Source organism: Bradyrhizobium sp. URHA0013, assembly GCF_000518345.1.
Taxonomy (GTDB): Bacteria; Pseudomonadota; Alphaproteobacteria; order Rhizobiales; family Xanthobacteraceae; genus Bradyrhizobium.
On the sequence record NZ_JADK01000009.1, the window covers coordinates 42,877 to 67,654 of the forward strand.

At 64.6% G+C, this 24,778-nt stretch carries 30 protein-coding genes and 1 riboswitch; of the genes, 16 read left to right on the forward strand and 14 right to left on the reverse strand.

Going from position 1 to position 24,778, the window contains the following annotated elements; all coding sequences use genetic code 11:
- Positions 1 to 9: 9 nt before the first annotated feature.
- Both N551_RS0114980 and N551_RS35505 read left to right on the forward strand, forming a co-directional pair.
- Positions 10 to 735, forward strand: a complete 726-nt coding sequence (locus N551_RS0114980) for a TetR/AcrR family transcriptional regulator (protein WP_027567620.1) — start codon at positions 10 to 12, stop codon at positions 733 to 735.
- 49 nt (positions 736 to 784) lie between these two features.
- A complete protein-coding gene (locus tag N551_RS35505; protein WP_245287778.1) occupies positions 785 to 1,378 on the forward strand; it encodes a DUF6321 domain-containing protein in 594 nt (197 codons plus the stop codon).
- Between the two features lie 51 nt (positions 1,379 to 1,429).
- On the opposite strand, the gene N551_RS0114990 is transcribed toward N551_RS35505, so the two are convergent.
- Positions 1,430 to 2,050 (reverse strand): hypothetical protein, encoded by a 621-nt coding sequence (locus tag N551_RS0114990; RefSeq protein ID WP_027567621.1) that lies wholly within the window; start codon positions 2,048 to 2,050, stop codon positions 1,430 to 1,432.
- Positions 2,051 to 2,215: 165 nt separating this feature from the next.
- Between N551_RS0114990 and N551_RS0114995 the strand changes: the two genes are divergently transcribed.
- Entirely contained in the window at positions 2,216 to 2,776 is a 561-nt protein-coding gene (locus N551_RS0114995) for an SET domain-containing protein (protein ID WP_027567622.1), read from the forward strand.
- Positions 2,777 to 2,919: 143 nt separating this feature from the next.
- Here the strand turns inward: N551_RS0114995 and N551_RS0115000 are convergent, their stop codons facing one another.
- Entirely contained in the window at positions 2,920 to 3,318 is a 399-nt protein-coding gene (locus tag N551_RS0115000) for a hypothetical protein (protein WP_018456396.1), read from the reverse strand.
- Positions 3,319 to 3,356: 38 nt separating this feature from the next.
- The gene (locus tag N551_RS0115005; RefSeq protein WP_027567623.1) at positions 3,357 to 3,587 is read right to left on the reverse strand and encodes a hypothetical protein; all 231 of its coding nucleotides are present in this window, start codon (positions 3,585 to 3,587) and stop codon (positions 3,357 to 3,359) included.
- 101 nt (positions 3,588 to 3,688) lie between these two features.
- Here N551_RS0115005 and N551_RS0115010 point away from each other — a divergent pair, with 101 nt between their 5' ends.
- Both N551_RS0115010 and N551_RS0115015 read left to right on the forward strand, forming a co-directional pair.
- Positions 3,689 to 4,510, forward strand: coding sequence for a helix-turn-helix domain-containing protein (locus tag N551_RS0115010; protein WP_027567624.1), 822 nt, complete (start codon positions 3,689 to 3,691; stop codon positions 4,508 to 4,510).
- 67 nt (positions 4,511 to 4,577) lie between these two features.
- On the forward strand, positions 4,578 to 5,243 hold the full coding sequence (locus tag N551_RS0115015) for a DsbA family oxidoreductase (protein ID WP_027567625.1): 666 nt from the start codon (positions 4,578 to 4,580) through the stop codon (positions 5,241 to 5,243).
- A gap of 8 nt (positions 5,244 to 5,251) precedes the next feature.
- On the opposite strand, the gene N551_RS0115020 is transcribed toward N551_RS0115015, so the two are convergent.
- Positions 5,252 to 6,415 carry a GNAT family N-acetyltransferase gene (locus N551_RS0115020; RefSeq protein WP_027567626.1) on the reverse strand — a complete coding sequence of 388 codons (1,164 nt, stop codon included), beginning with the start codon at positions 6,413 to 6,415 and terminating at the stop codon, positions 5,252 to 5,254.
- A 171-nt stretch (positions 6,416 to 6,586) separates the two neighbouring features.
- On the opposite strand from N551_RS0115020, the gene N551_RS0115025 reads away from it, so the two are divergent.
- Both N551_RS0115025 and N551_RS0115030 read left to right on the forward strand, forming a co-directional pair.
- Positions 6,587 to 7,015, forward strand: coding sequence for a YeeE/YedE family protein (locus tag N551_RS0115025; protein ID WP_027567627.1), 429 nt, complete (start codon positions 6,587 to 6,589; stop codon positions 7,013 to 7,015).
- Between the two features lie 5 nt (positions 7,016 to 7,020).
- A complete protein-coding gene (locus N551_RS0115030; RefSeq protein WP_027567628.1) occupies positions 7,021 to 7,488 on the forward strand; it encodes a DUF6691 family protein in 468 nt (155 codons plus the stop codon).
- A gap of 57 nt (positions 7,489 to 7,545) precedes the next feature.
- Here N551_RS0115030 and N551_RS0115035 read toward each other — a convergent pair whose 3' ends face one another.
- Positions 7,546 to 7,875: a hypothetical protein gene (locus N551_RS0115035; protein WP_035961409.1), complete on the reverse strand. Its 330-nt coding sequence runs from the start codon at positions 7,873 to 7,875 to the stop codon at positions 7,546 to 7,548.
- A gap of 109 nt (positions 7,876 to 7,984) precedes the next feature.
- On the reverse strand, positions 7,985 to 8,389 hold the full coding sequence (locus N551_RS0115040) for a hypothetical protein (protein WP_027567630.1): 405 nt from the start codon (positions 8,387 to 8,389) through the stop codon (positions 7,985 to 7,987).
- 183 nt (positions 8,390 to 8,572) lie between these two features.
- Between N551_RS0115040 and N551_RS0115045 the strand changes: the two genes are divergently transcribed.
- Complete coding sequence (locus tag N551_RS0115045) at positions 8,573 to 8,806, forward strand: hypothetical protein (RefSeq protein WP_027567631.1); 234 nt, start codon at positions 8,573 to 8,575, stop codon at positions 8,804 to 8,806.
- A 253-nt stretch (positions 8,807 to 9,059) separates the two neighbouring features.
- Here N551_RS0115045 and N551_RS0115050 read toward each other — a convergent pair whose 3' ends face one another.
- The gene (locus tag N551_RS0115050) at positions 9,060 to 9,302 is read right to left on the reverse strand and encodes a PilZ domain-containing protein (RefSeq protein ID WP_027567632.1); all 243 of its coding nucleotides are present in this window, start codon (positions 9,300 to 9,302) and stop codon (positions 9,060 to 9,062) included.
- 180 nt (positions 9,303 to 9,482) lie between these two features.
- Between N551_RS0115050 and N551_RS0115055 the strand changes: the two genes are divergently transcribed.
- Positions 9,483 to 9,776 carry an HdeA/HdeB family chaperone gene (locus N551_RS0115055; protein WP_027567633.1) on the forward strand — a complete coding sequence of 98 codons (294 nt, stop codon included), beginning with the start codon at positions 9,483 to 9,485 and terminating at the stop codon, positions 9,774 to 9,776.
- Between the two features lie 106 nt (positions 9,777 to 9,882).
- Here the strand turns inward: N551_RS0115055 and N551_RS0115060 are convergent, their stop codons facing one another.
- Positions 9,883 to 10,347 (reverse strand): PaaI family thioesterase, encoded by a 465-nt coding sequence (locus N551_RS0115060; RefSeq protein WP_027567634.1) that lies wholly within the window; start codon positions 10,345 to 10,347, stop codon positions 9,883 to 9,885.
- Between the two features lie 360 nt (positions 10,348 to 10,707).
- On the opposite strand from N551_RS0115060, the gene N551_RS0115070 reads away from it, so the two are divergent.
- Together N551_RS0115070 and N551_RS0115075 are read left to right on the forward strand one after the other, a co-directional pair.
- The gene (locus tag N551_RS0115070; RefSeq protein ID WP_027567635.1) at positions 10,708 to 11,019 is read left to right on the forward strand and encodes a hypothetical protein; all 312 of its coding nucleotides are present in this window, start codon (positions 10,708 to 10,710) and stop codon (positions 11,017 to 11,019) included.
- 104 nt (positions 11,020 to 11,123) lie between these two features.
- Positions 11,124 to 11,378: a hypothetical protein gene (locus N551_RS0115075; protein WP_027567636.1), complete on the forward strand. Its 255-nt coding sequence runs from the start codon at positions 11,124 to 11,126 to the stop codon at positions 11,376 to 11,378.
- A 9-nt stretch (positions 11,379 to 11,387) separates the two neighbouring features.
- Here N551_RS0115075 and N551_RS0115080 read toward each other — a convergent pair whose 3' ends face one another.
- Both N551_RS0115080 and N551_RS0115085 read right to left on the reverse strand, forming a co-directional pair.
- Complete coding sequence (locus N551_RS0115080; protein ID WP_027518878.1) at positions 11,388 to 11,621, reverse strand: hypothetical protein; 234 nt, start codon at positions 11,619 to 11,621, stop codon at positions 11,388 to 11,390.
- Positions 11,622 to 11,824: 203 nt separating this feature from the next.
- Complete coding sequence (locus N551_RS0115085; RefSeq protein ID WP_027567637.1) at positions 11,825 to 12,013, reverse strand: hypothetical protein; 189 nt, start codon at positions 12,011 to 12,013, stop codon at positions 11,825 to 11,827.
- Between the two features lie 297 nt (positions 12,014 to 12,310).
- Between N551_RS0115085 and N551_RS0115090 the strand changes: the two genes are divergently transcribed.
- Complete coding sequence (locus tag N551_RS0115090; protein WP_027567638.1) at positions 12,311 to 12,592, forward strand: DUF2798 domain-containing protein; 282 nt, start codon at positions 12,311 to 12,313, stop codon at positions 12,590 to 12,592.
- 696 nt (positions 12,593 to 13,288) lie between these two features.
- Here N551_RS0115090 and N551_RS37960 read toward each other — a convergent pair.
- Positions 13,289 to 13,456 carry a hypothetical protein gene (locus N551_RS37960; RefSeq protein WP_197031139.1) on the reverse strand — a complete coding sequence of 56 codons (168 nt, stop codon included), beginning with the start codon at positions 13,454 to 13,456 and terminating at the stop codon, positions 13,289 to 13,291.
- 252 nt (positions 13,457 to 13,708) lie between these two features.
- On the opposite strand from N551_RS37960, the gene recA reads away from it, so the two are divergent.
- The 3 genes from recA to N551_RS35515 all read left to right on the forward strand — a co-directional run bounded on the left by recA (position 13,709) and on the right by N551_RS35515 (position 16,823).
- Positions 13,709 to 14,797: a recombinase RecA gene (recA, locus tag N551_RS0115105; RefSeq protein WP_027567639.1), complete on the forward strand. Its 1,089-nt coding sequence runs from the start codon at positions 13,709 to 13,711 to the stop codon at positions 14,795 to 14,797.
- A 98-nt stretch (positions 14,798 to 14,895) separates the two neighbouring features.
- Positions 14,896 to 15,873: a hypothetical protein gene (locus tag N551_RS35510; RefSeq protein ID WP_027567640.1), complete on the forward strand. Its 978-nt coding sequence runs from the start codon at positions 14,896 to 14,898 to the stop codon at positions 15,871 to 15,873.
- A 128-nt stretch (positions 15,874 to 16,001) separates the two neighbouring features.
- Positions 16,002 to 16,823, forward strand: coding sequence for a hypothetical protein (locus N551_RS35515; protein WP_245287779.1), 822 nt, complete (start codon positions 16,002 to 16,004; stop codon positions 16,821 to 16,823).
- A gap of 231 nt (positions 16,824 to 17,054) precedes the next feature.
- On the opposite strand, the gene gcvP is transcribed toward N551_RS35515, so the two are convergent.
- The 3 genes from gcvP to gcvT all read right to left on the reverse strand — a co-directional run bounded on the left by gcvP (position 17,055) and on the right by gcvT (position 21,628).
- Positions 17,055 to 19,919 carry an aminomethyl-transferring glycine dehydrogenase gene (gene gcvP / locus N551_RS0115120; RefSeq protein ID WP_027567641.1) on the reverse strand — a complete coding sequence of 955 codons (2,865 nt, stop codon included), beginning with the start codon at positions 19,917 to 19,919 and terminating at the stop codon, positions 17,055 to 17,057.
- 180 nt (positions 19,920 to 20,099) lie between these two features.
- Complete coding sequence (gene gcvH, locus N551_RS0115125; RefSeq protein ID WP_027567642.1) at positions 20,100 to 20,468, reverse strand: glycine cleavage system protein GcvH; 369 nt, start codon at positions 20,466 to 20,468, stop codon at positions 20,100 to 20,102.
- 11 nt (positions 20,469 to 20,479) lie between these two features.
- A complete protein-coding gene (gcvT, locus tag N551_RS0115130) occupies positions 20,480 to 21,628 on the reverse strand; it encodes a glycine cleavage system aminomethyltransferase GcvT (protein WP_027567643.1) in 1,149 nt (382 codons plus the stop codon).
- A gap of 143 nt (positions 21,629 to 21,771) precedes the next feature.
- Positions 21,772 to 21,860, reverse strand: a riboswitch (glycine riboswitch).
- A gap of 222 nt (positions 21,861 to 22,082) precedes the next feature.
- Between gcvT and alaS the strand changes: the two genes are divergently transcribed.
- Positions 22,083 to 24,776, forward strand: coding sequence for an alanine--tRNA ligase (gene alaS / locus N551_RS0115135; RefSeq protein WP_027567644.1), 2,694 nt, complete (start codon positions 22,083 to 22,085; stop codon positions 24,774 to 24,776).
- The last annotated feature ends 2 nt before the right edge of the window (positions 24,777 to 24,778 follow it).

Below are 24,778 nucleotides of genomic sequence, written 5' to 3' on the forward strand. Positions count from 1 at the left end.
AGCTGGCCGATGGGCAAGAGTGAAATCAGGACAGAAACCGCGCGCGGTGCGCGCACCTCAAAAAAGGCGAGCGCGCCGGCGCGTCCCGCGCGACAACCGGCGAGCGTCAAGTCCGTGGCGCCCTATCATCACGGCGCGCTGCGCGAGGCGCTGCTCCAGGCCGCCGAACGGGTGCTGGAGCGGGACGGGCTCGCCGGCCTGACATTGCGCGCGGTGGCGCGCGAAGCGGGCGTCTCGCATGCGGCGCCCACCCATCATTTCGGCGACCTCACCGGGCTTCTCAGTGAGCTCGCGGCAGTCGGCTTCCGCCAATTCAATGCGGCGATGGCCTCGTCCTCTGACAGCGCCACCACCTCGCTCGAGCGCGCGCTGGCGCGGCCGAAAGCCTATGTCGCCTATGCCCAGGCTCATCCTGGCATGTACGGCATCATGTTCCGCACCGAGCGCCTCGACTATTCCAGGCCGTCGCTGCACGAGGCCGCCGAGGCGTCCTTCGCGGGGCTTGCCAATGCCGTCGGCATGATGCGGCAGGAACAGATCCGCGGCGACGCGCTGACGCTCAATCAGGGCGCCGCGATCGCGCGCGCCTGGTCGATGGTGCACGGTTTTACCATGCTGCTGCTCGATGGGCGGCTTAAGGATATTCTGGGGCGCCTGCCCGAGGGCACGACGCCCGAACGCCTGCTCGAGGCGATGCTGATGTCGCCGGTGACGGGGAAGTTGCCGGGTCCCTGATTCGGTCAGGACGAGCGCAACCGCAGCCGTGATGAGGCGTTGACGCCGCATGGCAAAATCATCCCGTGCCCCCTGGAAACGATCAAACCCGCGCAAGCGCGCCGGCAAGGCGTCCAAGCATCTCACGCCTGCGCAGAAATCGGCGGCCAAGGCGCGTGCTCGCCGCGCCGGGCGCAGCTATCCCAACCTCGTAGACAACATGCGCATGGCAGCGAAGAAACCGTCCAAGGCGAAAGCTTCGAAGAAAAAATCCGCCAAGAAGAAGACGCCCAAGCGCAAGGTTACAAAGAAGGCCGCAAGGAAAAAGTCTGCAAAGAAGAAAGCTGCAACGACGTCGCGCAAGCGCCGCGCATCCGCACCCGAAAAGGATCCGCGGGGCGGCTTGACCGCCGCGGGCCGCAAGGCTTTCGCGCGCAAGCAAGGCGCACATCTGCGGCCGGGCGTCACCAAGACGGCATCCGAGATGACACCGCAGGAGATGCGGCGCAAGGGAAGCTGGGCCGTCCGTTTCTATGGTCGCGCCAAGTTGCCGCCCCTCGTCGATGCCAAGGGCCGGCCGACCCGGCGCCTTGTCGGCGCATGCCTGGCGCGAGCCGGTTCCGAGAACGGTGGCGGCGGCACGGCGCATCGCCGCAAAAGGTGAGCGCCTGCTGGCGCGCTACCGCCGCGCCAAGACGCGGGCGAAGACGAAAGCCTAGCGCATCGTCGCCAGCTCGACCGCGCGGCCGCTGGCACCAACGATCTTCACCCTGTCCTTGCCGCAGATGAAGCTGCGGGCGAACTCGTCTGCCGCCTTGCGCGCCAGCTCATTGGCGTTCCGGTTGGCGATCGCGTCGACATAGGCGACGTGGCAGACGGGGCCGGGTGGCAGCCGGGTCACGATGAGCATGGCCTTGGTGTTCGGCCGCCCCTGCTTGTCGGGATCGGTGCCATCGGCGATGTGCCAGCGCTGGATCATCGCAAACGGCTTGGCCCCCGCGGTGAGCCATTCGACGGTGGCTTCGGACGAGTTGAACGGAGCGAACCAGACTTTTGCCGCCGGTTCCTCGGCCGCGGCCTTGCGATTGCGGCCGACGGAGACGACCTCGCGAAGATCATCCTCGGCGATCAGGACCACGAGGCCATCCTTGCCCTTGCAAACCCGCGTGGTGCTGCCGTCGAGCTCGCTGGGCTTGCCGATCTGGCGGCAATCCTTCGGGGCCGTCGAGGTATATTGGCTGCCCACGGATTGGGCGTCGGCGCGGCCGAGACCGCTGCACATCAGCAACATGGCCAGGAGCAATATGGCCAGAGCTGCGGTGGTGATGCGGAACATGACGATGCCTTTGGTCGAGCGGGAACTCCGTACCATCAGACGTCTTGATTGTGGGCAAGGTTCAAACAGGGTCGACAGACACCTGACAGCGGCGCGGAATCGTTCTAGAAGAGCGGCTTCGCTTGGGCTCTTTCAGCCTCGTTCGCGTCCTCGTTTTTCGTGATCATGCCAGCCACCTCGTCCAACAAACCTTATCGCGTCGGCCGCTCGAAAACCGGGCTCGGCCTCTTCGCCACCAAGCCGATCAAGAAGGGCACCCGGATCATCCGTTATTACGGACCGATCCTGGACTCCCGGATTCCCGAGCACGACGACATCGAGAACAAATACCTGTTCGAGCTCAACGGCCGCTGGACCATCGACGGCTCGGTGCGCAAGAACCTCGCGCGCTACATCAACCATTCGTGCCGGCCCAACGCCGAATCCGACGTTCGGCCGCGCGAGCGCAAGGTCTTCATCCGCGCCATCAAGAACATCGAGCCGGGCGACGAGATCAATTACGACTACGGCACCGATTATTTCAAAGCCTACCTGAAGCCGATCGGCTGCAAGTGCGAATCTTGCGAGAAGAAGCGCAAGAAGCTGCGCGCCGAGGCGCGGGCCGAGCGCGCCAAGGTGAAGGCGCGCACGGAGCGCAAAGCGCAGAAGGCGGGTGCGAAGGCCGCCAAAAAGAAGAAGCTCAACGGCGTCGCTGTTGGCAAGGCGAACGGCCGCGCGCGGGCGTAGCCTGAGTTCGAGCTTCTCGCACAACTGTCCTGCCCCGCGAAAGCGAGGCATCCAGTACGCCGTGGCCTTTCCGTATGCGACGACTGCCTCTGGAATACTGGGTCGCCCGATCAAGCCGGGCGACGACAGCGAGTGATGTGGCCTCAGGCAGCCAGCACACTCCCGCTCCTGCGCAATCCCACATATTGCAGTTCGGCAAACACGCCGGTCGCGATCGCCTGTGCCACGACCATGAGCTCGCCGGCAAGGTTCGGCGACACCGCGCCCGAGAGCAGCAGCGCAATGCTGCCGACCGTCCAGGCCGCGTTGCCGACGACGACCAGCAGCACGAGCGGCTTTGCCACGGAGGCGCGTGAGGCGAGCCAGCCGACGAGTGCCGTGTAGGCGATCAGGAACAGGCCGGTCTCGCGCAGCAGCGCTTCAGGCAGGTTGAACAGCGACGCGAACGCGCTGGCGCCGAACGTGAAGCCGAGAGCGGCGACGCCGCTGAAGATCGCGTCGGCAAGGAGCGCGCGGCGAAGGAAGGTGGATGCGTCGATCATCGTGGGTCTCCATTGTTGGGGTGGGCTCGAGGTGAAACTCAGTGCAATCCGCGCCACCAGCCCCGAAGCAGGCGGGCGAGGCGGAACGGGCAGAGGCTCCTGCCGACGCCGTGCTCGAAGGCCATGACCTGCGCGACGACGTAGTCGCCAGTCGAATGCACCAGCGGCTCCGGCATGTTGAGGCTGCGCGCCAGCATCCGGGTTGCGAGCGCCATGGCCCAGGGAACTAGCTGGTCTGTGACGGTCCGGTAGAGCAGCAGTGCGATCATGGTCGTCTCCTGTTGCGACCCAAGGTGCGCCGGCCCGCGGACCAATTCGATTACCTCCGACGTAATGGAAGGGCCGAAATCTGCGTGTTAGGTTTTCGACCATGAACGCACATGCATCCACGGCACAGGCCGAACGCAGCCAACCAATCCATATCGGCGACCATTTGCGCGAATGGCGGCAGCGCCGCCGCATGAGCCAGCTCGATCTCGCCGGCGAGGCCGAAATCTCGGCGCGGCATTTGAGCTTCGTCGAGACCGGCCGCGCCGCACCCTCGCGCGACATGGTGCTCAGACTCGCCGAGCGGCTCGACGTGCCCTTGCGCGAACGCAACGTGCTGCTGGTCGCCGCGGGCTATGCCCCGGCCTTTCCGCAGCGCCCGCTGGAGGATCCCGCCTTGAAATCAGCCCGCCAGGCGATCGACCTCGTCCTCAGGGCGCACGAGCCCAATCCCGCGCTGGCTTATGACCGGCACTGGAATCTGGTCTCCGCCAACCGCATGCTGGCGCCGCTGCTCGCCGGCATTCCGCAGCGACTGCTCGGCCAGCCGTTCAACGTGCTGCGGCTCGCCTTCCATCCGGAGGCGCTGGCGCCGCGCACGGTCAATCTCGCGGAATGGTGCGGGCATCTCCTGGAGCGGTTGCACCGGCAATGCGAGGCGACGGCCGATCCCGAGCTGATCAAGCTGTACAACGACCTGAAGAGTTATCGGATCCCGGCGCGCGCGGCGCCGCTGTCGAGCGACAATGTCGCGATCCCCTTCAAGCTGCGCCACGACGGGGAGATACTCAGTTTCTTCTCCACCACCATGGTGTTCGGTACGCCCGTCGACATCACGCTGTCGGAGCTGGCTCTGGAAACCTTCTTCCCGGCCGACGAGCGCACTGCCGAGCGGCTCCGACAAATGGCAGCAGCCATGAGCTAGCGGCCTTGCCTTGGAACGGGTTCGGCTTATCTTTGGGCGCACCCCGCAACGCCCGAAGGAGGCGCTCATGAGCACCCTAAAGCCGCTCCAGATCGACGTCGTTTCCGACGTGGTGTGCCCCTGGTGCTATATCGGCAAGCACCGGATCGAGAGTGCGCTGGCGCTGGTGCCCGACGTTCCGGTCAAGCTCAATTTCCGTCCCTTCTTCCTCAATCCCTGGGTGCCGTCCGAGGGCATCAGCCGGGAGGAGTATCTCACCAAGAAGTTCGGCTCGGTCGAGGCCTATAAGGGCATTGCGGGACGCGTCGTTGCGGCCGCGGGCGAAGAGGGGCTCGTCTATCGGCCCGAGCTTGTCGCGCGTCAGCCCAACACCACCGACTGCCACCGCCTGATCCTCTGGGCCGAGGCGATCGGCAAGGCGCCCGAGATGAAGCAGCGCCTGATGGAGCTGTATTTCCGCGACGGCGGCGACCTCACCGATTTGAACGTGCTTGTAAAGGCGGCTGCCGATGTCGGCCTCGATGCCGACGACGTGCGCAAGCGCCTTGTAACCGACGAGGACGTTGCGCGCGTATCGGCGGATGCGCAGGAGGCCGCCGACAAGGGCATCTCCGGCGTGCCGACCTACGTGTTCGCGCAAAAATACGCCGTCTCCGGCGCGCAGGATCCCAACATGCTCGCGCGCGCCATCCGCGAGGTCTCGGCGGAGATCAACGCCCAGGCGGCGGAGTAGGAGTTATCCTATTTACGAAGCAGGCGAACTGCGCGGCGCGCCGCCGTGTAGGCGATGCCGTGCGCCGCGAGCGCTCCGTGAACGAGCGCCACGATGGGGTCGTTCCGCCGCAACGGTATGAGCACGTCGCCGACGGCGAAGCGCCCGCGCCAGATCGGGTTGATCATGGGGTGATCGGCGCTCGCCGTGGAATCCGCGCTGGCGATGGCCGGATCGGCGCAAAGGCGGCGGGTGAGCTCGAGCGTGAGCTGCACGCCCGGCGAATATCTGGCAAAGCGCTCGTCGATACCGAGCTTGAAGAAGAAAGCGCGATCCTGATGGCGCAGCACGATGCCGGCGGCCACCGGCGTGGTGCCGGCGCGAAGGGTGATGATCTCGCATTGCGCGGTTTCTGCCAGCGCGGGAACGGCGCGGCGGATGAAGGTTGCATCGCCGGCATGCTGGACCAGCGCGGTTCCGCGCTTGCCCTTCCAGCCACTGGCTTCGAGCTGCAGGAATGTTTCGAGCGCCGGTCCGATCTCGTCGGGGCTGTGCGCGACCTCGAACACGACGGTGCCGTGGTCTTCGAGACGATGCCGTTGGCGGCGCAGCTCCTTGAGCTTTTTGGTACCGAGCGCGTTGAGTAGCAGCGTCTCACCATCCAGCGTCGCGTCCAGGCTGGCGCGGGTGTAGGAGCTCAGGAGGCGCGGCTTGAGGCCGTCGCGATTCAGAACCTGATTGAGGGCGGTCATTGCCGCCCCATCGAGCGCGACATCGTTCAGCACGAGCGCATGCGCTCCGGTCGCGCGGGCCTGCTGCAACAGGCGCGTCGCTGCCTCGGTCGGGGCATCGCGGTCGATCAGCGGGCTGCACAGCGTGCCGTAGGGATGGGCGCTCACCAGCGCGGGCAAGGGGATCTTCCATGCGCGCCAGAGCGAGATCACTGGCATAAGCCCGATCAACCGCGATCCATCGTATGCGGGAAGCGCCGAGGCATCGGTGCGGCCGCGCGCGGTTGCACTGACAGCGAGCTCCCAGCCCGGCAGGTAATATCCGTTCGGCTCGATCGCGCGCTGCGCGAGTGCGCGCCATTGGCCGGCTTCGATCGCCGTAAGCGGGACGCGCGCGCGCGCCGTCGCGGCAGGCTTTGCCGATGCCGGATTGATCGCAGCCTGGTGCGCGATGTCGACCACGTCCCGTCGTCCCCATTCAGGAGGCCATGCTTAGCGCAAAGATTGGAAAAATACCGTTGGGACGCCGCTTCAATTCGAGTGGTAATATTAACGTCTCGTTGAGCATCCGGCCGCGAGCCGCCGGATGTCCCGATGGATACGACAGAATTGCTCTCGACCCGGAGGATCATCATGGTCGTCACACCTTTTACGCCGATTGCGTCGCTCTTTGGCGGCGCGTTGATCGGTCTGTCCGCCGTGCTGCTGATGTGGACGACGGGGCGAATCGCGGGAGTCAGCGGAATCGCGGCGCGGCTGTTTCCGCCTTACGAGGATCGGCAATTCGCCGGCCGGCTCGCCTTCGTCGCGGGCCTCGTCATCGCGCCCGTCCTGGTGCGCCTTGTCACCGGAAGCCTGCCGGCGCAAACGATCGCCGCCGGAACGCCGCTTCTGATTGTCGCGGGACTGCTCACCGGTTTTGGCGCGGTGTGGGGTAGCGGTTGCACCTCCGGCCACGGCGTCTGTGGCTTGTCGCGGTTGTCGGTGCGATCGGTGGTCGCGACCATGACCTTCATGGCGGCCGGCATGGCGACCGTCTTCGTGATGCGGCACTGGAGCTGACCGCGATGACAATCCTCATTCAATTCGGGATCGGTGTGGTCTTTGGCCTTGGCCTCATCGTCTCAGGTATGTCGAACCCGGCAAAGGTCCTCAATTTCCTGGACGTTGGCGGCATCCCGGCAGGAACGTGGGATGCAAGCCTCGCTTTCGTGATGGCCGGTGCGATCGCGGTGACCTTCATCGGCTTCGGCCGCGTCTTGAAACTGGCGCGGCCTGCCTTCGCCGATCGCTTCCATGTCCCAACGCGAAAAGATATCGATCGGAGAATTCTCGCCGGTCCCGCCATCTTCGGTATCGGCTGGGGCCTTGTAGGCTTTTGTCCAGGCCCGGCGTTGACCGCGCTCGGATTTGGCTCGGCGTCCGCATTCATCTTCGTCGCCGCGATGTGTGCTGGCATGGTGCTCGCCCGCTTCATCGCGCAGCTTCCGTCGGCAACACGTGTCGTCACGCCGGCAGATCCGCTCGAAACCTGACATGGACAGGACCGGGCGAGTTGTCTCGTCCGGTCCTGCCTGTCATGGCTTCATCGACTACCAGCGATCGCCGACACCGACGCCAACACTGACGCCGGGCGCGCGGATGCCGACGCCGCCGCGCGGACCATCGTCCCAGTCACGATAGGTGCGGCGCTCGTAGTAACGGTCGCGCGGCATGGTCGCGTAGGAGTCGCGCACGATCACGCGCGAGCCGCCGCGGGTGCGATAGCAATTGCCGGAATCGTCGCAGACCAGCCGCACTTCCTGGACGAGATCGGGGCTGGTGTACTCGCTGGTCGTGTAGACGTCGGCGGCCTTCGCGCCGCTCACCGCTGCCAAGGCTCCGACGCCAGCCAGCAATGCAATCGTGAATGTCCTCATCATGTCCTCCTCGAAACTGCCCTCGGCGGTAACAAGAAGGGGAGGCGGCGATCGTTCCGGCAGAACTACAGGTTTTTCCCGGAACCGGATCGCTTGTCGGTGTGATTTGTTCCTAGATCGGTTCGTAGCTTTCCGATCCGCAGATGTCGTCCGCTTCGGCGCGGCGGCGATCGATTACCTTTCCGCCCGATATGGTCACGATGTAGGTCTGTGGGCCGAGCGGCGAGCCGGTCGCCGAGGTGAGCTGGGCGCGGACGCAAGCTGTCCAGCCCGGTCCCCGCACCTCACGATGAGGCGTGGCGACATGCACCTCACGCGGATAGGACGTGCTGAGGAAGACGAATTCGATCTGCTCGCGCACGACGCGCTTGACGTCAGGGGGCGCTTCGGGCGGAGGCTGCTCGGCCTCCTTCATGCGCATGAACTCGGGCACCGGTGCGCGGCTGTCCGCAAAGCCGCAGGCCCCGAGCGCGAGCGCGCTGGCCAGCAGCGCGGCATGAATAATGATCCGCAACATCCGTGAAGGTCCCCTGCGGGCCAAAATAGGCACGAATGCGATCCGACGAAGACCCGGCCGATCAAGATTTGCTGAAGCCAGCATTTCCCGAAGCCAAGATTTCCTCAGGCCCTTGGAGCCAGCAGCATTGGCTATTCCATAATTGCCGGCTAGTTTGTGCGCCAGACGAGGGGGATTGCGTCCATGAGGGTTTTGGTCATAGCGGCCGCGGTGCTGGCGCTGGCGGTTGCCTCCGCGCAGGCGCAGATGGGCGGCGGCAGGCGTCAGCCTAACGAGGGCAGCCAGAAGGCGGACAACAAGCCCAAGGTCGACGAGAAGGCCTACAAGGCCGCACTCGAACGCATTCCCGAGTCCAAGGAGAAGTACGATCCGTGGAGCGGGGCGCGTCCGCCTGAACCTGCCAAGAAGCCGAAATAGGTGAGGCGGGCGCTGGCGACCCGCTCCTGCTATTTGGCCGCTCTCATCACGCTCCTCGCATCGTCACCGCAGCCAAGCATTGGGCGGCAAACGGCTGGCCCATAGCGAGCCTGCTGGCCAGGCGAGGTTACGTCGTCGTGCTCGACCGCGACACCGGCAAGCTCATGTGAGTCTGCGCGAGCCGCCGCCGTCGCATCAAGCAATCATCATCGTGTTGTGGATGTGATGCGAATGATCATTCACACCGTATGCACTACTGTACGAAAGCGACGCCGATGCGCCTCTCGCTGCGCCAGACGGGGCGGCATTTGCGCACGAAATTGTCGCGCGCGATCGCGAGCGTGAACGATTGCGGCACTGCGACGAGGGTATCGAGGTCGATTGCGGCGCCGTTCGCCGACATGTTTCGCACCGTGCACGTGATGCCGCAATTTTCAAAGGCGATCGTTCCACCCTTGAAAACACGGTAACGCTGCGCTGCACGCTTCTCGATCATCCGCGTTAATCCATAATGTTATTTGTGAAGTAGTGCATAGAAATTACGTTGAACTAAACTCAATACTGGCGCTACTTGCACAGCGCTTCAGATTTCGTTTACGACGTCGAAGCGGAAGTCACTCCGCGGATTTTCCCCCAAGCCGTTCCTTTGTGGCGCTACGCGCCGATGGAGATATTGATGAAGACCACGCTTTCGCTTCTGTTCGCCGCAGCGCTCTCGCTGTCGTCCATGCCCGCCCACGCCACCAAGCTCGATCTCGCGACCATGAGCTGCAAACAGTTCCTGGAGAGCGGCGACGACACCATCAAGATGGTGCTGACCTGGATGGACGGCTGGTACAAGGGAGATGAAGAGAACGCGATCATCGACACCGACGTGTTCGTCGAGAACGCCAAGCAGTTCGGCAGCTATTGCGGAAAGAATCCGAACGTCAGCATCGTCACGGCGGCTGACGAAGTGCTCGGCAAGTGACCTCTCCCGCGTGACGGCGCGACGCGCGATCGCGTTTCCTGCCTCGACATGACGCTATCGAGAGCCGCGGTGCGCTGTGCGCCCACGCGGCTTTCTTCTTTGATGCTCACCCCGGCAGCATCGCGAACGCGCTCGACACCATCGCCACCGGCTTGTTGTCGGTGGCCGAGAGCAGCGTGACCCGGCCAAAGCTCATGGTGGGCCCGAGTCGCACCACGCGGGCGTCGGCCAGCACGTCCGACGAGGAGACTGCGCGCATGAAATGCGTGGTCTGGTCGACCGTCGTCATCGGACGATAGCCGCGGTTGGCGGCGAGGTTCGCAATCACCATGGCGGTATCGGCGAGCGCCATCAGCGCCTGGCCGCAGACCACGCCGCCGTTGCGGCACAGGCGCTCCGAGAACGGCATGCGCAAGAGCGCTGCCGGCTGCCAGTCCGGCACGTCCGGCGGCGGCAGGTGCTCGATGCGCTCGACCGACAGGTTGAGATCCTGGACCCAGGGCGCAAAGACCTCGCCGAGGATGCGTCTGGCTTCAGTGATGCCGAACTCGGCTTCTGGCTGCGATGGCATTGCTGTCGTTTCCTCCGTGTTGCCGGATGTTCGGCATTCCGAGCGGACCGGCGCGGCAAAGTCACCCGGACTGCCGCGGGTCCCGTCGGCTTGAAAATGCCTGACTTCGCCCGGTATGATGCCACGGAGTGGGTATGGGTGGGTGATGTTGCGTCGGTATGTCCTCGTGTTTTGTCTGGCCGGGCTCGGACTGTTGCTGAACGGGTGCACCAAGTGCGGCCCGATCTGGGACGACTGGCTCCACGCGCCGAAATCGTGCAAATCGGACCGGCTCTAGCGGGCCGAGCGGCCCCTGCGGTTGTGCCAGGGGTGACAAGGCGCGGGCGACCCGCGCCGCCATGGATGATCAAGGAGTCGATGATGAAGCTTTTCCGTATGGCCGCGGTGCTGGCTGTTCTGGCGGGACCGACCGTGCTGGCGGGACCGGCCTCTGCGCAAATGCCCAATCTCAATTTGCTGCAGGACGGTCCGGGCAAGACCCCTGAGGAGAAGGCCGCGGAAGCCGAGCGTGACAAGGCCTACAAGGAAACGCTGAAGAAGATTCCGGATTCCAAGGCCTCCAACGATCCCTGGGGCGGCATGCGCTCCGACCCGCCGAAGCAGGCGGCGGCGCCAAAGGCGTCGGCCGCGACCGGTGCGCCGAAGAAGAAGTCCGGCACGACTGCCAATTGACCTTCTGTCCGATCGGAGGCGGCTGATGCCTCCGGCCGGGACTCCATTTCGGCCGGCCCGCTTCCTACATTGCGCGAGAGCGTATTGCGTAAAGGAGGCGGGACATGGCCGATCGTCCGCGAGATCTCGCCGAGCGGATGGCGCGCCGGCGCAAGATGGGCGGCAAGCCCGGCGCGAGGGCCGGCGACGGCTATCTGCGCGAAACCTTCACGCTGCCACGCGCGGCGGCACGGGAGAGGGCGCAGGCCTTCTTCACCCGCTACCCCAAGGCCGGCTATATGAGCGCGGTCGAGACCTGGCGCGAGCTGCCCGGCGGCGACATCGAATTCACGATGCGGCGGCTGCCCAGCGCGGATTAGGCTTGGCCCCTATTCGAAGGTTTCCGATGTGATGCGGATCCGGAACACGGGCTCTTTGGCCTCGTCCAGCAGCTCCATATTCCATTCGGAATTTTCCTGGAGCTTGCGGGCGATGCCGGCAGCCATGTCGGCGCAGACGCTGGTCATCTCCTTCCAGGCCAGATCGCGATCGGCAAATTCCGACGCCTGGTCGGCACAGCCGGAATAGCTGCCGTTCCGGATTCGAAAGAAGTAGAGCGGCATGGTTCGCACCGATCGCGCCTGATGGCTCCGTCCCCACGGCCATAATCGCGGGCAGTCCAATCCCAAACCGTCGCCAGATCAATTCCGGTCGGCTACGGAATAGCCCCATGGGCGCCGCTGCGTCCTATAGGCCATGACGGCTGCGGCGCGCCGGGGCGCGCCAGCCCGCCGCCGATCTCGGCCCTGCCGTTTAGGCCTGCCGCTCAGGCGGTTTTGCGCCCGATCGCCTTCAGCTCCCGATCGATGCGCAGCTGCACCCGCCGGATCGCCAACAGATCGATCTTGGTCTCGGTTCGGCCGGTCTTGATCTGCTCGCCGATCCGGAACTGCCACTGCCAGATGCCGGGAAGTGCCGTCTTGGCGACGGTGAACTCGACGCCCCTGTGATTCATGGCCTTCTCCCACGATTCACTTCCATCACTGAGAACATGCTGGGCGGCATAATATTCCAGGGAAAGCCAAATCTGTCGGTAAGCCCCGGATAGCTCACGGCTATCTCGCAGACGCAGGCGCGCCGAAACATTCGAAATCGGATGTCGAAAGACGCCGGCCACGCGCGGCGGCGCGAGACCTCATGCCCGTGGTTCTCCGACCAAGAACAGAGTTCCTGGGATGGGTAAGGGCACCTTCCGGAACGCGGCGGCATATGCCTTGCTTGGCCCGATGACGGTCAACAACATGGGCGCGTCATGCCGGGCATTCCCCGCCGCTATTCTCATTTCGTGTTCGGAATCATCCAGTCCGGACTGACCTCGCTGATCGCCGCGGGCATCGCCAGCTTTCCGGCAGGGAACGCACTGGACTTCCTCGCGCACTGGATGGTGTCGTGGCTGATCGCATGGGCGGCGATGCTGCCGATCGTGCTGCTCGCGGCGCCGGCGATCCGCGCCTTCTCGCTGCGGCTGACGCAGGAGGAGGGCGGTTCGCAAACCGGCCGGCCGGCATGGAAATCGGCATCAAAATCGGAATGAAATCGGAATGAAAAACCCCGCTTGGAAGAACCAAGCGGGGAAAGGTTATTGGAGGCTGAGGTGCTGGGCTGCAACACCATAGCCAGGCGAACCTAGCCGGCTCAGCTTACGACAGCCTGACAAGGCTGCGGTGGCAGCGAAAGCCTGAGCGCGGCGGGCCGCAGACTGGCCCCGCACCGGTCCCAATTTCGACATCCGTTCGCACAACTCAGGACACAACCGCAGGCGAGATTTCGCAGCGACGGTGCTGCCATGGGGGAAACGTGGCGCACCGGCAACGGGGTGGCATCATGGACAACGTAGAGCGGTCATTCGCCGCCGCGACGGCGGCTGGCTTCGTAGTGCTTGTGATCGGCATCGGGTTGCTGGTTCTGCTGTAGGCGGTGTTGGGTGCCGGGAGACGGCTCTGGGCGTGGAAAGGCCCATGCGCGCCTTTCAAAAACACGAAAACAACCCCATGCACAGTAGCCCGCCGGAAAATTCTCTCGTTCAATTAATGGTTTACTGGTAGTAATTAGATACCATATCGACTCGGACTCGCCTCCACGGCCATCCGAATCCCGATTCCCGTGCCGATCTTTTTGAGATCAATGGCGCCGCTCCGGCCTCGTCGCTGGCGCGTTGCCGCTGGCGAACACCGCCGCCGCCTGCCCAGCCAGCCGGCCTGTCAGCTCCTAAGCCCTCGTCCCCGCGGCCTTAGTGAACCTTGATCGCGTCCAGCGGCAGATGGAGTTCGGCGGCACGCTCTTCGCGATCCTTCTTGCGGAACTCGTTTTCCTTGCGCTCGAACTTGCTCAGTTCCTCCCGCGCGGCCTCCAGCAGCGGAGTGCGCCGGCTCGTATCGTGATGCGTATTTTCCGTCATGATTGGAAGTCCCAGAGTTGCAGTCTCATCCAAGAGAAGGCCGCAGATCGCGAAAGGTTCGGTGCCGCAGGATTACGGAATTCTGACGGCGTGCGGGTCATCGGTCTTTGATGCGCGTCAGCCAGAGCGTGCAAATTCCCAAAAGAACATATTGCGAACCTAGAACAAATAGGGTACATTGCTTTTATCGCCGCGCCGCCTCGCCAATCGTTTGTCCCTCACGCGAATCCTCGTCATAAGGAGCACGACCCGATGTCCACCACTGCCCTGCGTATCGTCGAAGGATCCTCCATGGACAAGAGTAAAGCTCTCGCCGCCGCGCTCTCCCAGATCGAGCGGCAGTTCGGCAAGGGCTCGGTGATGAAGCTGGGCAAGAACGACCGTTCGATGGATGTCGAGGCGATCTCGTCGGGCTCGTTGGGGCTCGATATCGCGCTCGGGATCGGCGGCCTGCCGAAGGGGCGCGTCGTGGAGATCTACGGGCCGGAATCCTCGGGCAAGACCACGCTGGCGCTGCACACGGTTGCGGAAGGGCAGAAGAAGGGCGGCATCTGCGCCTTCATCGACGCCGAGCACGCGCTCGACCCGGTCTATGCGCGCAAGCTGGGCGTCAACATCGACGAGCTCCTGATCTCCCAGCCGGACACCGGCGAGCAGGCGCTGGAAATCTGCGACACGCTGGTGCGCTCCGGCGCGGTCGACGTGCTGGTGATCGATTCGGTCGCGGCCCTGGTGCCGAAAGCCGAGCTCGAGGGCGAGATGGGCGACGCGCTGCCGGGCCTGCAGGCCCGTCTGATGAGCCAGGCGCTGCGCAAGCTGACGGCGTCCATCAACAAGTCCAATACCATGGTGATCTTCATCAACCAGATCCGCATGAAGATCGGTGTGATGTACGGCTCGCCGGAGACCACCACCGGCGGCAACGCGCTGAAATTCTACGCCTCCATCCGTCTCGACATCCGCCGCATCGGCGCTATCAAGGAGCGCGACGAAGTGGTCGGCAACACCACCCGCGTCAAGGTCGTGAAGAACAAGCTGGCGCCGCCCTTCAAGCAGGTCGAGTTCGACATCATGTACGGCGAGGGCGTCTCCAAGATGGGCGAGATCCTCGATCTCGGCGTCAAGGCCGGCATCGTCGAGAAATCCGGCGCCTGGTTCTCCTATGACAGCCAGCGCCTCGGCCAGGGCCGCGAGAATTCGAAGGCGTTCCTGAAGGCCAACCCCGACATCACCGCCAAGATCGAGACCTCGATCCGCCAGAACTCCGGCCTGATCGCCGAGCAGATTCTCGCCGGCAGCCCCGAGCGTGACGCCGACGGCGAGGAGCCGGCGGACGAGTAAGCTTCAACAGTAAAGTTTTTCGCGAGGAGCGGGCGCTGAGGACGTTGAGTTGCCGACGTCGTCAGTGCCCGTTTCGTTTTGCCTGGAGTATTTAGGCGATGAAGCGTGCGTTTCTGACGAGTTCGTCCGGCTTCGACCTCATGCGCTCGGGCCTTGCCGAAATGGTCATCCCCTTCACGTTCCGCTTTGTCGATGGGCCTCCGCCTCTTAACGAACTTGCAGTCTATGTCCCCGCCCGCTCGGGGGGAGCGGGTCCGGGGACGCACTGGTCGGACTTCGTTGGACGCCGGCCGTCGGCTGCCGAAGACCGCAGACATCTTTCGCTGGTCGAGTTCTGCCAATCCTACGACCTGGTCGAATTGTGGTTCGATCGGACCCCAAATGATCAGCTCCAGCTGATCTGGCTGCTCGAATATCTCCGCTCCCACCCAGAGACCGTGGCCAAGTCAAAGCTCCGACTGATTGCCTTCGATCTCATCTCACAGGAGGCGGCGAACATTAGTAAGTCGCTGTCCTACATTCCGGCTGTCGACATCACCTCGGATGAACTCGCAACGGCAAGGAAGGCTTGGCTGGCCTACGCCGCGCCGACGCCCGAGGCCTGTGTCGGCCTCGTTGACAACGATCTGAGTGCCCTGCCGATGCTGAAGCCGGCCTTGATCGACTTGCTGGCGGAGCTTCCGTCAACGGGGCTCGGCGCGACGGAAATGCGATTCCTCGAACTCATTGCACGGGGTTACGAACGGACGAATGCATTGTTCCATCTGCGTAGTCTTCGCCGTACGCGTGTTTTTAGCGAGTTTGAGCTGGGGTGGTTGCTGCACGGACTTGCGCTAGGTCCGAGACCCGCGATTGCCGGACTCGACGATGAACTGCGGAATATCCGCCGAGAGAATCTGAGGGACCGTGATGAGGCTTATCTGCGGAGCAGATTGTCGATAACGGAGTTTGGGAGGTCGGTGCTGGCGGGCAGGGAAGATTTCAGCCGCCACAATCCAATCGATCGCTGGTGGGGCGGCACGCGGCTGACCAACGATCGGCTGTGGCGCTACGGCCCTTCTTTGACGAAGCCTTGAGGCCACCGGCATGATGCGGCTCATTGTGACAACGGACTCGTCCACGGCCGGCGCGATCCAACGCGCCGGCCTTGCTGATCTCGTGATTGCGATCGAGCGCCGGCTGGTCTGGGGACCGTTGCCGTCCGATGTCGAGCTCGATGCGTTTTTTGCGCCACGCACCAAGCAGCCACATGGCCTTCATTGGCTGGATGATACGCCGCCGCTGGCGTCTCGAAGGATCGGGTGCGAAGGATCGCGGATTGATCGAATTGTTCGCTGAATGCGACTCCGTCGAATTGTGGATGGAGTCAGAGCCGAATGCGCAATTGATTCTGCTCCGGTTGCTCGACTACTGCTGGCGCGAGAAATCGGCGGTTCCCAAGCTCGTCATGCGTCAGCTGGACATCTCCGTTGGCGGCGCCGATGCCGAGCGACTTGCAGCGCTCAACCCGCCGACCGTCAAGCCCACGAAAGATCACCTTGATCTGACCGGCCGTGCGTGGCGCGCCTATCGCGCGCCGACGCCGCAGGACTGGTTTGATCTCCTCAAGGCGGATTTAGGCCTGCTGCCGCAACTCGGTCAGTGTGTGGCGGACCTCCTCGACGAGCTTCCGAGTGTCGCCATCGGTCTTGGAGCGACTGAAACGCGAATGCTGGAGTTGATCGCACCGGGCGACGTGCATCCCTTTGACGTTTTCCCGGGTGAGCAGAAACGCAATGAGCGGCGCGTTTCGACTACTGGGAAGTCGGAGCGCTGCTCGATGGCCTCGTGCGATGTCCGGAGCCGGCGATATCGGGGCTCGACGAGGGGCCGTTTACGCTCGACATGCACAACGATCCTCTCCGTCACGCGCGATACAAGCAGTCCCGTTTGTCGCTCACCGATTTTGGGAAGGCGGTGCTGGCAGGAGAAGACGATTTCCTCCGTCATAACCCGATCCACCGATGGTGGGGTGGGACTGAGCTGACCAATGAACGGCTGTGGCGGTGGGATCGCGAAAGCCGATCGTTGGTTGCGCCCTAGATGCGCGTTCAGTGCCGTAGGGGGTGGGTTAGCCCTGCGACTGCGCGCAGCGCAGTTCGCACGGCGTAACCCACCACTGTTCGTCGCCGCGGAAGCTAAAGCGGTGGGTTACGCCGGCGGTCTGCGCCTTCGCGCCGCCGCCAGCTAACCCACCCTACGAAACCTCCGTCGCGTCTTACTCCGCCGCCTCCGCGTAATCGCTCACCGGCGGGCACGAGCACACCAGATTGCGGTCGCCATAGACGTTGTCGACGCGCCCCACCGGGCTCCAGTATTTGTCGGTGCGCGAGGTGCCTGCGGGGAAGCAGCCCTCGGCGCGGGTGTAGGCGCGCTTCCAATCGTCGTCCGCGATGTCATGCACGGTGTGTGGGGCATGACGCAGCGGCGACGCCTCGATCTTGAAACGGCCGGCTTCGACCTCGGCGATTTCCTTCCGGATCGCGATCATGGCATCGCAGAAGCGATCCAGCTCCGCCTTGGATTCCGACTCGGTCGGCTCGATCATCAGAGTGCCCGGCACAGGGAAGCTCATGGTGGGCGCGTGGAAGCCGTAGTCGATCAGGCGCTTGGCGATGTCGTCGACGGTGACGCCTGAGGTCGTCTTCAGCGCGCGGGGATCGACGATACACTCGTGCGCGACGCGGCCCTTTTCGTTCTTGTAGAGAACCGGGAAGTGCGCATCGAGCCTTGCTGCGACGTAGTTGGCGTTGAGGATCGCGATCTCGGTGGCGCGCTTGAGGCCTTCGCCGCCCATCATCAGAATGTAGATGTAGGAGATGGTGAGGATCGAAGCCGAGCCGAACGGCGCGGCCGAGACCGGCCCCACGGGCGCTTTCCCATCCGTCGCGGGATGACCGGGCAGGAACGGCTTAAGGTGCGCCTTGACGCCGATCGGGCCCATGCCCGGGCCGCCGCCGCCATGCGGAATGCAGAAGGTCTTGTGCAGGTTGAGATGGCTGACATCGGCGCCGTAGTCGCCGGGCCGGGACAAGCCGACCTGCGCGTTGAGGTTGGCGCCGTCGAGATAAACCTGGCCGCCATGGCCATGCACGATGTCGCAGATCTCGCGGATGTGCTCCTCGAACACGCCATGGGTCGAGGGATAGGTGATCATGACGGCGGCGAGGTCGTTCGAATGCTTCTCGGCCTTGGCGCGGAGATCGTTGACGTCGACGTCGCCGTTCTTTTCGCAGGCGACCACCACCACGTCCATGCCGACCATCGCGGCCGAGGCCGGGTTGGTGCCGTGGGCGGAGGAGGGGATCAGGCAGATCTTGCGATGCGTCTCGCCACGCGCCGCGTGATAGCCGCGGATGGCCAGAAGCCCGGCATATTCGCCTTGCGCGCCCGAGTTCGGCTGCAGCGAGATCGCGTCATAGCCGGTGATGTCGCACAGCCACTTCTCCAGGCGCGCGAACAGCGCGTGATAGCCGCGTGCCTGCTCGCGCGGGGCGAACGGATGCAGCGAGCCGAACTCGGGCCAGGTCAGCGGCATCATCTCGGTGGTCGCGTTCAGCTTCATGGTGCACGAGCCGAGCGGGATCATCGCGCGGTCGAGCGCGAGGTCGCGATCGCTGAGCTTGCGCATGTAGCGCAGCATCTCGGTTTCCGAGCGATGCGCGTGGAAGACGGGGTGGGTGAGGAAAGAGGTCGCGCGCTTGAGCGTCTCCGGCAGCGCCTCGCGCGTGGTGGCGTCAATCTCGGTATAGGCAAGCTGGCCGCCGAAGGCGCGCCAGACCGCTTCGACCGTTGCGGGCGTGGTGGTCTCGTCGAGCGCGATCCGCAATGCGGTTTCGCCGAGGCCAAGGTTGATCTTGTCGGCAGCGGCGCGCGCGACGATCTCGGCGCGTTTGCCACCTGCATCCACGCTGAGCGTGTCGAAGAAATTGTCGGACTGAAGCGTAAAGCCGAGCTTGCGCAGGCCGGCCGCCAGCACGGCGGCGCGGCGATGCACGTTGCGCGCGATCTGCGAAAGGCCTTCGGGGCCGTGATAGACCGCATACATCGAGGCGATCACGGCGAGCAGCACCTGCGCGGTGCAGATGTTGGACGTCGCCTTCTCGCGACGGATGTGCTGCTCGCGGGTCTGCAGCGCGAGACGGTAGGCCGGCATTCCGCGCGAATCCACGGAGAGGCCGACGATGCGGCCGGGCAGCGAGCGCTTGAGCGCATCGCGCACCGCCATATAGGCCGCGTGCGGTCCGCCATAGCCCATCGGCACGCCAAAACGTTGCGCCGAGCCGATGGCGATGTCCGCGCCGAGCTCGCCGGGCGAGGCGAGCAGTGTCAGCGCCAGCAGATCGGCGGCGATGATCGCGAGCGCGCCCTTGGCCTTCAGGCTGGCGATCGCGGGCCTGAGGTCGCGCACAGCGCCTGAACTGCCCGGATATTGCAGCAGCGCGCCAAGCACGTCCGTCTTGTCGAGATCGGTGAGGGGATCGCCGACGACCAGGGTCCAGCCCAGGGGCTCCGCGCGCGTGCGCATCACCGCGAGCGTCTGCGGATGCACGTCCTTGTCGACGAAGAAGGCCTTTGCTTCGACCCGTGAGTGCCGCTCCGCAAGAGCCATCGCTTCGGCGGCAGCGGTGGCCTCGTCGAGCAGCGAGGCGTTGGCGACGTCGAGCCCGGTGAGGTCGCAGATCATGGTCTGGAAGTTGAGCAGCGCCTCGAGCCGGCCCTGGCTGATTTCGGGCTGGTAGGGCGTGTACGCCGTGTACCAGGCCGGGTTCTCCAAAATGTTGCGTTGGATCACCGCAGGCAGGATCGTGCCGGAATAGCCCTGGCCGATCAGCGAGGTGAAGACCTGGTTCTGGGCGGCGAGCTCGCCCATATGCGCGATCGCCTCGGTCTCGCTGAGCGGCTTGCCGAGATCGAGCGGGGCGGCCTGCCGGATCGAGGCCGGCAGCGTCTGCGCCATCAGCGTATCGACGCTGTTCGCGCCGACGGCCTCGAGCATCGCGGTGACGTCGCGCGCGGAGGGGCCGATGTGGCGGCGGACGAAGCTGGTGGTGTCGCCGTTGGATTTGCGGTGCGCGGTCATCATGGGTCCTCGCTTCAGATGTTCTTGTCGCCGTCATGCCCCGCGAAGGCGGGGCATCCAGTAAACGCAGCCACTTCGGCTGGGGCCGATGGGCCGCGGCGTACTGGATCGTCCGCCCCAGTGCGCAGTGCGCACAAGGCGGACGATGACACCGAATATGAGGTCGGAGTTCGCATCATCTCACGCCGTGTGGGCCTTGTACGCCGCTTCGTCCATCAGACCGCCGAGCTCGCTCTTGTCGGCAATCTTGATCTTGAAGAACCAGGCCGCGCCTTGCGCATCCGAGTTCACCAGTGCGGGCTCGGCGGCGAGCGCAGCGTTGGTCTCGAGCACTTCGCCGGTCACAGGCGCGTAGACGTCCGATGCGGCCTTCACGGATTCCACGACGGCGGCGGGTTCGGCCTTCTTCAGCGTGCGGCCGAGCTTGGGCAATTCGACGAACACGACGTCGCCGAGCTGCGATTGCGCGTAGTCGGTGATGCCGACGGTGGCGACATCGCCGTCGATCGCGAGCCATTCGTGGTCGGACGTGTAGAGCGTCGTGGTCATTTTCTCGGTCCTCAGCGTTTGTAGGTGTTTTTCACGAAGGGCATGGCGGCGATTTGCACGGCCAGGCGTTGGCCGCGCACTTCGGCGAAGAGTTTTGTGTCGATCGCGCTCGATGCCGTGGGCACATAGCCCATCGCGACCGGCGCATTCAGGCTCGGGCCGAAACCGCCCGAGGTGACCTTTCCGATCGGCTCGGCGGAGGTCGCGTCCGCAAACAGCAGCGCGCCCTCGCGCACCGGCGCGCGGCCCTCGGTGCGCAGGCCGACGCGGCGGCGGGACGCGCCATGGTCGAAATGGGCGAGAATCTTTGCCGCGCCGGGGAAGCCGCCGGCACGCGCGCCGCCGGTGCGGCGGCTCTTCTGCACCGACCATTCCAGTGCGGCCTCGACCGGCGTGGTCGCGGTGTCGATGTCGTGGCCGTAAAGACAAAGCCCGCCTTCGAGCCGCAGGCTGTCACGGGCGCCGAGCCCGATCGGCATGACGTCCGGATTGTCCAGCAGGGCCTTGGCGAGCCGTTCGGCATCGCCGGCAGGAACCGAAATCTCGAAGCCGTCCTCGCCGGTATAGCCGGAGCGCGAGACGAAGCAGTCGAGGCCGGCGACCTTGTGCGGGCCGGAATCCATGAATTTCATGTCGGGCGCCTCTGCACATAATTTCGCCAGCGCCGATTCCGCCTTCGGCCCCTGCAGCGCAATCAGCGCGCGGTCGGCCAGCTGCTCGATGACGCAGTCGTCCGAGAGATTCGCGCGCAGATGCGCCTCGTCCTCGGCCTTGCAGGCGGCATTGACGACCAGGAAGAGGTGATCGCCGAAATTGGCGACCATCAGATCATCCAGAATCCCGCCCTCGGCATTGGTGAACTGGGCGTAGCGCTGCCGGCCAGGCGCGATCGCCATGATATCCTGCGGCACCAGCCGTTCCAGCGCGCGGGCGGCGTCCTCGACCTTGCCCGATTTCGGCCGGAGCGCGATCTGGCCCATGTGGGAGACGTCGAACAGGCCGGCTGCGTTGCGGGTATGAAGGTGCTCCTTCAGGACTCCGGCCGGATATTGCACCGGCATGTCATAGCCCGCGAACGGCACCATCTTGCCGCCGAGCGAGACATGAAGATCGTAAAGGGGGGTACGTTTCAGGGAGTCTTTGTCGTCACGCGCAAGCATCGGGGGGCCCTCGGCGGTTCCCCGGGAACGATTTCCCGTGGACACCAGTCGAAGCCCCATCTGTCGCTGTGCCTGAGAGTATTATCCCGTCGGCGGACGCTGTCCGGACCTAAACCCGTCGGCGCCTCTTTCCAGATGCTGTCAAAGCCACGCGGTCCTTTTGCCTGAGAGTTTCCGGGGCGGTTGCTCCTTCGGCGCCGGCACCAGTGCCGGTCTCTCCCGACGTGGCCGTACGATACAGACGGGTAAAGACCACAGGCCGGCCAAGCCTGTCAACGCGGCATCGGCGGCTTTCCAACGGATTACGCGACTGCGGCAACGCCTTGATCTGGCTGCACAGTTTCTGGACAGCGAAGCTGGCCTTGTCTAAAATCGCTTTGACCCGCAGATATCAGCCCAAACTCGCGGTTTGGATGGCTGGAAGGCGGGTGCAAGCACACCCGATTGGATGAACATGAGCGGCGTCAACGAGATCAGGTCGACCTTTCTGAACTTCTTTGCCGAGAACGGCCACGAGATCGTGTCGTCCTCGCCATTGGTGCCGCGCAACGATCCGACGTTGATGTTCACCAATGCCGGCATGGTGCAGTTCAAGAACGTCTTCACTGGCGTCGAGAAGCGGCCCTACCAGCGCGCCACCACCTCGCAGAAATGCGTGCGCGCCGGCGGCAAGCACAATGACCTCGACAATGTCGGCTACACCGCGCGCCATCTCACCTTCTTCGAGATGCTCGGCAACTTCTCGTTCGGCGACTATTTCAAGGAGCGCGCGATCGAGCTGGCCTGGACGCTGATCACGAAGGAATACGGGCTCAAGAAGGACAAGCTGCTCGTCACGGTCTACCACACCGACGACGAGGCGGCCGGACTGTGGAAGAAGATCGCGGGCTTCTCCGAGGACCGCATCATCCGCATCCCGACCTCGGACAATTTCTGGGCGATGGGCGACACCGGCCCGTGCGGCCCGTGCTCGGAAATCTTCATCGATCGCGGCGAGCACATCTGGGGCGGGCCTCCGGGCTCCCCGGAGGAGGACGGCGATCGCTTCCTCGAATTCTGGAACCTGGTGTTCATGCAGTACGAGCAGGTGACGAAGGAGGAGCGCGTGGCGCTGCCGCGTCCCTCGATCGACACCGGCATGGGGCTGGAGCGCATGGCCTGCATCATGCAGGGCGTCGACAGCGTGTTCGAGACCGACCTGTTCCGTCATTTGATCGACGCGACGGCGTCCGCTCTCGGAAGCGGACCGGACGAGAAGACCGTGGCCTCGTTCCGCGTCATCGCCGACCATCTGCGTTCGTCGGCCTTCCTGGTCGCCGACGGCGTGCTGCCCTCGAACGAGGGCCGCGGCTATGTGCTGCGCCGGATCATGCGCCGCGCGATGCGCCATGCGCAGCTGCTCGGTGCGCAAGAGCCGCTGATGCATCGGCTGGTCTGGGCGCTGGTGCGCGAGATGGGCCAGGCCTATCCGGATCTGATGCGCGCGGAAAATTTGATCGAGGAAACGCTGCGGCTGGAAGAGACCCGCTTCCGCAAGACGCTGACGCGCGGCCTCGCCATTCTCGACGAGAAGAGCGCGTCCTTGAAGAAGGGCGACATGTTCGACGGCGACGTCGCCTTCACGCTGTACGACACCTATGGCTTCCCGCTCGATTTGACGCAGGACGCGCTGAAGTCGCGCGGCATCAGCGTCGACCAGGCGTCCTTCACCGATGCGATGGAGCGTCAGAAGGCCAAGGCGCGCGAATCCTGGAAGGGGTCTGGCGAAGCTGCTTCCGAGGCGATCTGGTTCCCGCTGCGTGAGAAGCTGGGCGCAACCGAATTCCTGGGTTACGAGACCGAGAGCGCTGAAGGCGTGGTGACCGCGCTGGTCAAGGACGGCAAGGAAGCCACGAGCCTCAAGGCCGGCGACACCGGCGCGATCGTGCTGAACCAGACGCCGTTCTATGCGGAGTCCGGCGGCCAGGTCGGCGACACCGGCGTATTGACCGGCGAGGGAGGCATCAAATTCCGCGTCACCGACACGCAGAAGAAGCTCGGCGATTTCTTCGTTCACGTCGGCACATTGGAGAGCGGCGAGCTGAAGCTCGGCACCGCTCTGCAGCTCGAAGTGGATCACGGCAGGCGCTTTTCGATCCGCGCGCATCACTCGGCCACGCATCTAATCCACGAGGCGCTGCGCCAGGTGCTCGGCGACCACATCGCCCAGCGCGGCTCGATGGTTGCGCCGGATCGGCTGCGCTTCGACTTCGTGCATCCGAAGCCGATCACGGCGGAAGAGCTCGCGCGGGTCGAGGACATCGCGAACGACGTGGTGCTGGAGAATGACGAAGTCTCGACCCGCGTCATGGGCGTGGACGAAGCCCGCGAAGCCGGCGCACGCGCCCTGTTCGGCGAGAAATATGGCGACGAGGTTCGCGTCGTCTCGATGGGCCGGACCGCGCGCGAGCGCGGCGCCAACGCACTCGGCTGGTCGGTCGAACTGTGCGGCGGCACGCATGTGAAGCGCACCGGCGACATCGGGCTGATCACGCTGACGGGCGAGAGCGCGGTCGCCTCCGGCGTGCGCCGCATCGAGGCGCTGACCGGCAACTACGCGCGAAAACACGCCAACGACACCATGGCGCTGGCGAAGACCGCGGCTCACGAGCTGCGCACCTCGATCGACGACGTCCCGGCGCGCGTTGCCGCGCTGATGGAGGAGCGCAAGAAGCTCGAGCGCGAACTCTCCGACGCCCGCAAGAAGCTGGCGATGGGCGGCGGTGCAGCTTCGAGCAACGGCGCGGCCTCAGGCGTGCGCGAAGTCGGCGACGTCAAGCTGATGGCGCGCGCGGTCGAGGGCATCGAGATGAAGGATCTGAAGAGCCTTGCCGACGACGGCAAGAAGCAGATCGGCTCCGGCGTCGTCGCCATCGTCGGCGTCACCGAGGATGGCAAGGCCGGCGTCGTGGTTGGCGTCACCGCGGACCTCACCTCGCGTTTCAATGCGGTCAATCTGGTGAAGATCGCCTCCGAAGCGCTCGGCGGCAAGGGCGGCGGCGGCCGGCCCGACATGGCCCAGGCCGGCGGCCCCGATGGCGCGAATGCGGCCGCGGCGCTGACGGCGATCGAAAAAGCCATGATCGAACAAAAATCGGCCGGCGCGTAGGC

Coding starts and splice junctions, on each gene's coding strand:
- gcvT (WP_027567643.1), bottom strand. CDS start 21,628: ATGCTTGCGCGTGACGACAAAGACTCCCTGAAACGTACCCCCCTTTAC.
- N551_RS0115035 (WP_035961409.1), bottom strand. CDS start 7,875: ATGATGAGGACATTCACGATTGCATTGCTGGCTGGCGTCGGAGCCTTG.
- N551_RS0114995 (WP_027567622.1), top strand. CDS start 2,216: ATGCCAGCCACCTCGTCCAACAAACCTTATCGCGTCGGCCGCTCGAAA.
- N551_RS0115050 (WP_027567632.1), bottom strand. CDS start 9,302: ATGATCGAGAAGCGTGCAGCGCAGCGTTACCGTGTTTTCAAGGGTGGA.
- gcvH (WP_027567642.1), bottom strand. CDS start 20,468: ATGACCACGACGCTCTACACGTCCGACCACGAATGGCTCGCGATCGAC.
- N551_RS0115000 (WP_018456396.1), bottom strand. CDS start 3,318: ATGATCGACGCATCCACCTTCCTTCGCCGCGCGCTCCTTGCCGACGCG.
- alaS (WP_027567644.1), top strand. CDS start 22,083: ATGAGCGGCGTCAACGAGATCAGGTCGACCTTTCTGAACTTCTTTGCC.
- N551_RS0115030 (WP_027567628.1), top strand. CDS start 7,021: ATGACAATCCTCATTCAATTCGGGATCGGTGTGGTCTTTGGCCTTGGC.
- N551_RS0115040 (WP_027567630.1), bottom strand. CDS start 8,389: ATGTTGCGGATCATTATTCATGCCGCGCTGCTGGCCAGCGCGCTCGCG.
- N551_RS0115025 (WP_027567627.1), top strand. CDS start 6,587: ATGGTCGTCACACCTTTTACGCCGATTGCGTCGCTCTTTGGCGGCGCG.
- N551_RS0115080 (WP_027518878.1), bottom strand. CDS start 11,621: ATGCCGCTCTACTTCTTTCGAATCCGGAACGGCAGCTATTCCGGCTGT.
- N551_RS0115070 (WP_027567635.1), top strand. CDS start 10,708: ATGAAGCTTTTCCGTATGGCCGCGGTGCTGGCTGTTCTGGCGGGACCG.
- recA (WP_027567639.1), top strand. CDS start 13,709: ATGTCCACCACTGCCCTGCGTATCGTCGAAGGATCCTCCATGGACAAG.
- N551_RS0114990 (WP_027567621.1), bottom strand. CDS start 2,050: ATGTTCCGCATCACCACCGCAGCTCTGGCCATATTGCTCCTGGCCATG.
- N551_RS35505 (WP_245287778.1), top strand. CDS start 785: ATGGCAAAATCATCCCGTGCCCCCTGGAAACGATCAAACCCGCGCAAG.
- N551_RS37960 (WP_197031139.1), bottom strand. CDS start 13,456: ATGACGGAAAATACGCATCACGATACGAGCCGGCGCACTCCGCTGCTG.
- N551_RS35515 (WP_245287779.1), top strand. CDS start 16,002: ATGTCGAGCTCGATGCGTTTTTTGCGCCACGCACCAAGCAGCCACATG.
- N551_RS0115085 (WP_027567637.1), bottom strand. CDS start 12,013: ATGAATCACAGGGGCGTCGAGTTCACCGTCGCCAAGACGGCACTTCCC.
- N551_RS35510 (WP_027567640.1), top strand. CDS start 14,896: ATGAAGCGTGCGTTTCTGACGAGTTCGTCCGGCTTCGACCTCATGCGC.
- N551_RS0115055 (WP_027567633.1), top strand. CDS start 9,483: ATGAAGACCACGCTTTCGCTTCTGTTCGCCGCAGCGCTCTCGCTGTCG.
- N551_RS0114980 (WP_027567620.1), top strand. CDS start 10: ATGGGCAAGAGTGAAATCAGGACAGAAACCGCGCGCGGTGCGCGCACC.
- N551_RS0115045 (WP_027567631.1), top strand. CDS start 8,573: ATGAGGGTTTTGGTCATAGCGGCCGCGGTGCTGGCGCTGGCGGTTGCC.
- N551_RS0115005 (WP_027567623.1), bottom strand. CDS start 3,587: ATGATCGCACTGCTGCTCTACCGGACCGTCACAGACCAGCTAGTTCCC.
- N551_RS0115090 (WP_027567638.1), top strand. CDS start 12,311: ATGCCGGGCATTCCCCGCCGCTATTCTCATTTCGTGTTCGGAATCATC.
- gcvP (WP_027567641.1), bottom strand. CDS start 19,919: ATGACCGCGCACCGCAAATCCAACGGCGACACCACCAGCTTCGTCCGC.
- N551_RS0115075 (WP_027567636.1), top strand. CDS start 11,124: ATGGCCGATCGTCCGCGAGATCTCGCCGAGCGGATGGCGCGCCGGCGC.
- N551_RS0115010 (WP_027567624.1), top strand. CDS start 3,689: ATGAACGCACATGCATCCACGGCACAGGCCGAACGCAGCCAACCAATC.
- N551_RS0115015 (WP_027567625.1), top strand. CDS start 4,578: ATGAGCACCCTAAAGCCGCTCCAGATCGACGTCGTTTCCGACGTGGTG.
- N551_RS0115060 (WP_027567634.1), bottom strand. CDS start 10,347: ATGCCATCGCAGCCAGAAGCCGAGTTCGGCATCACTGAAGCCAGACGC.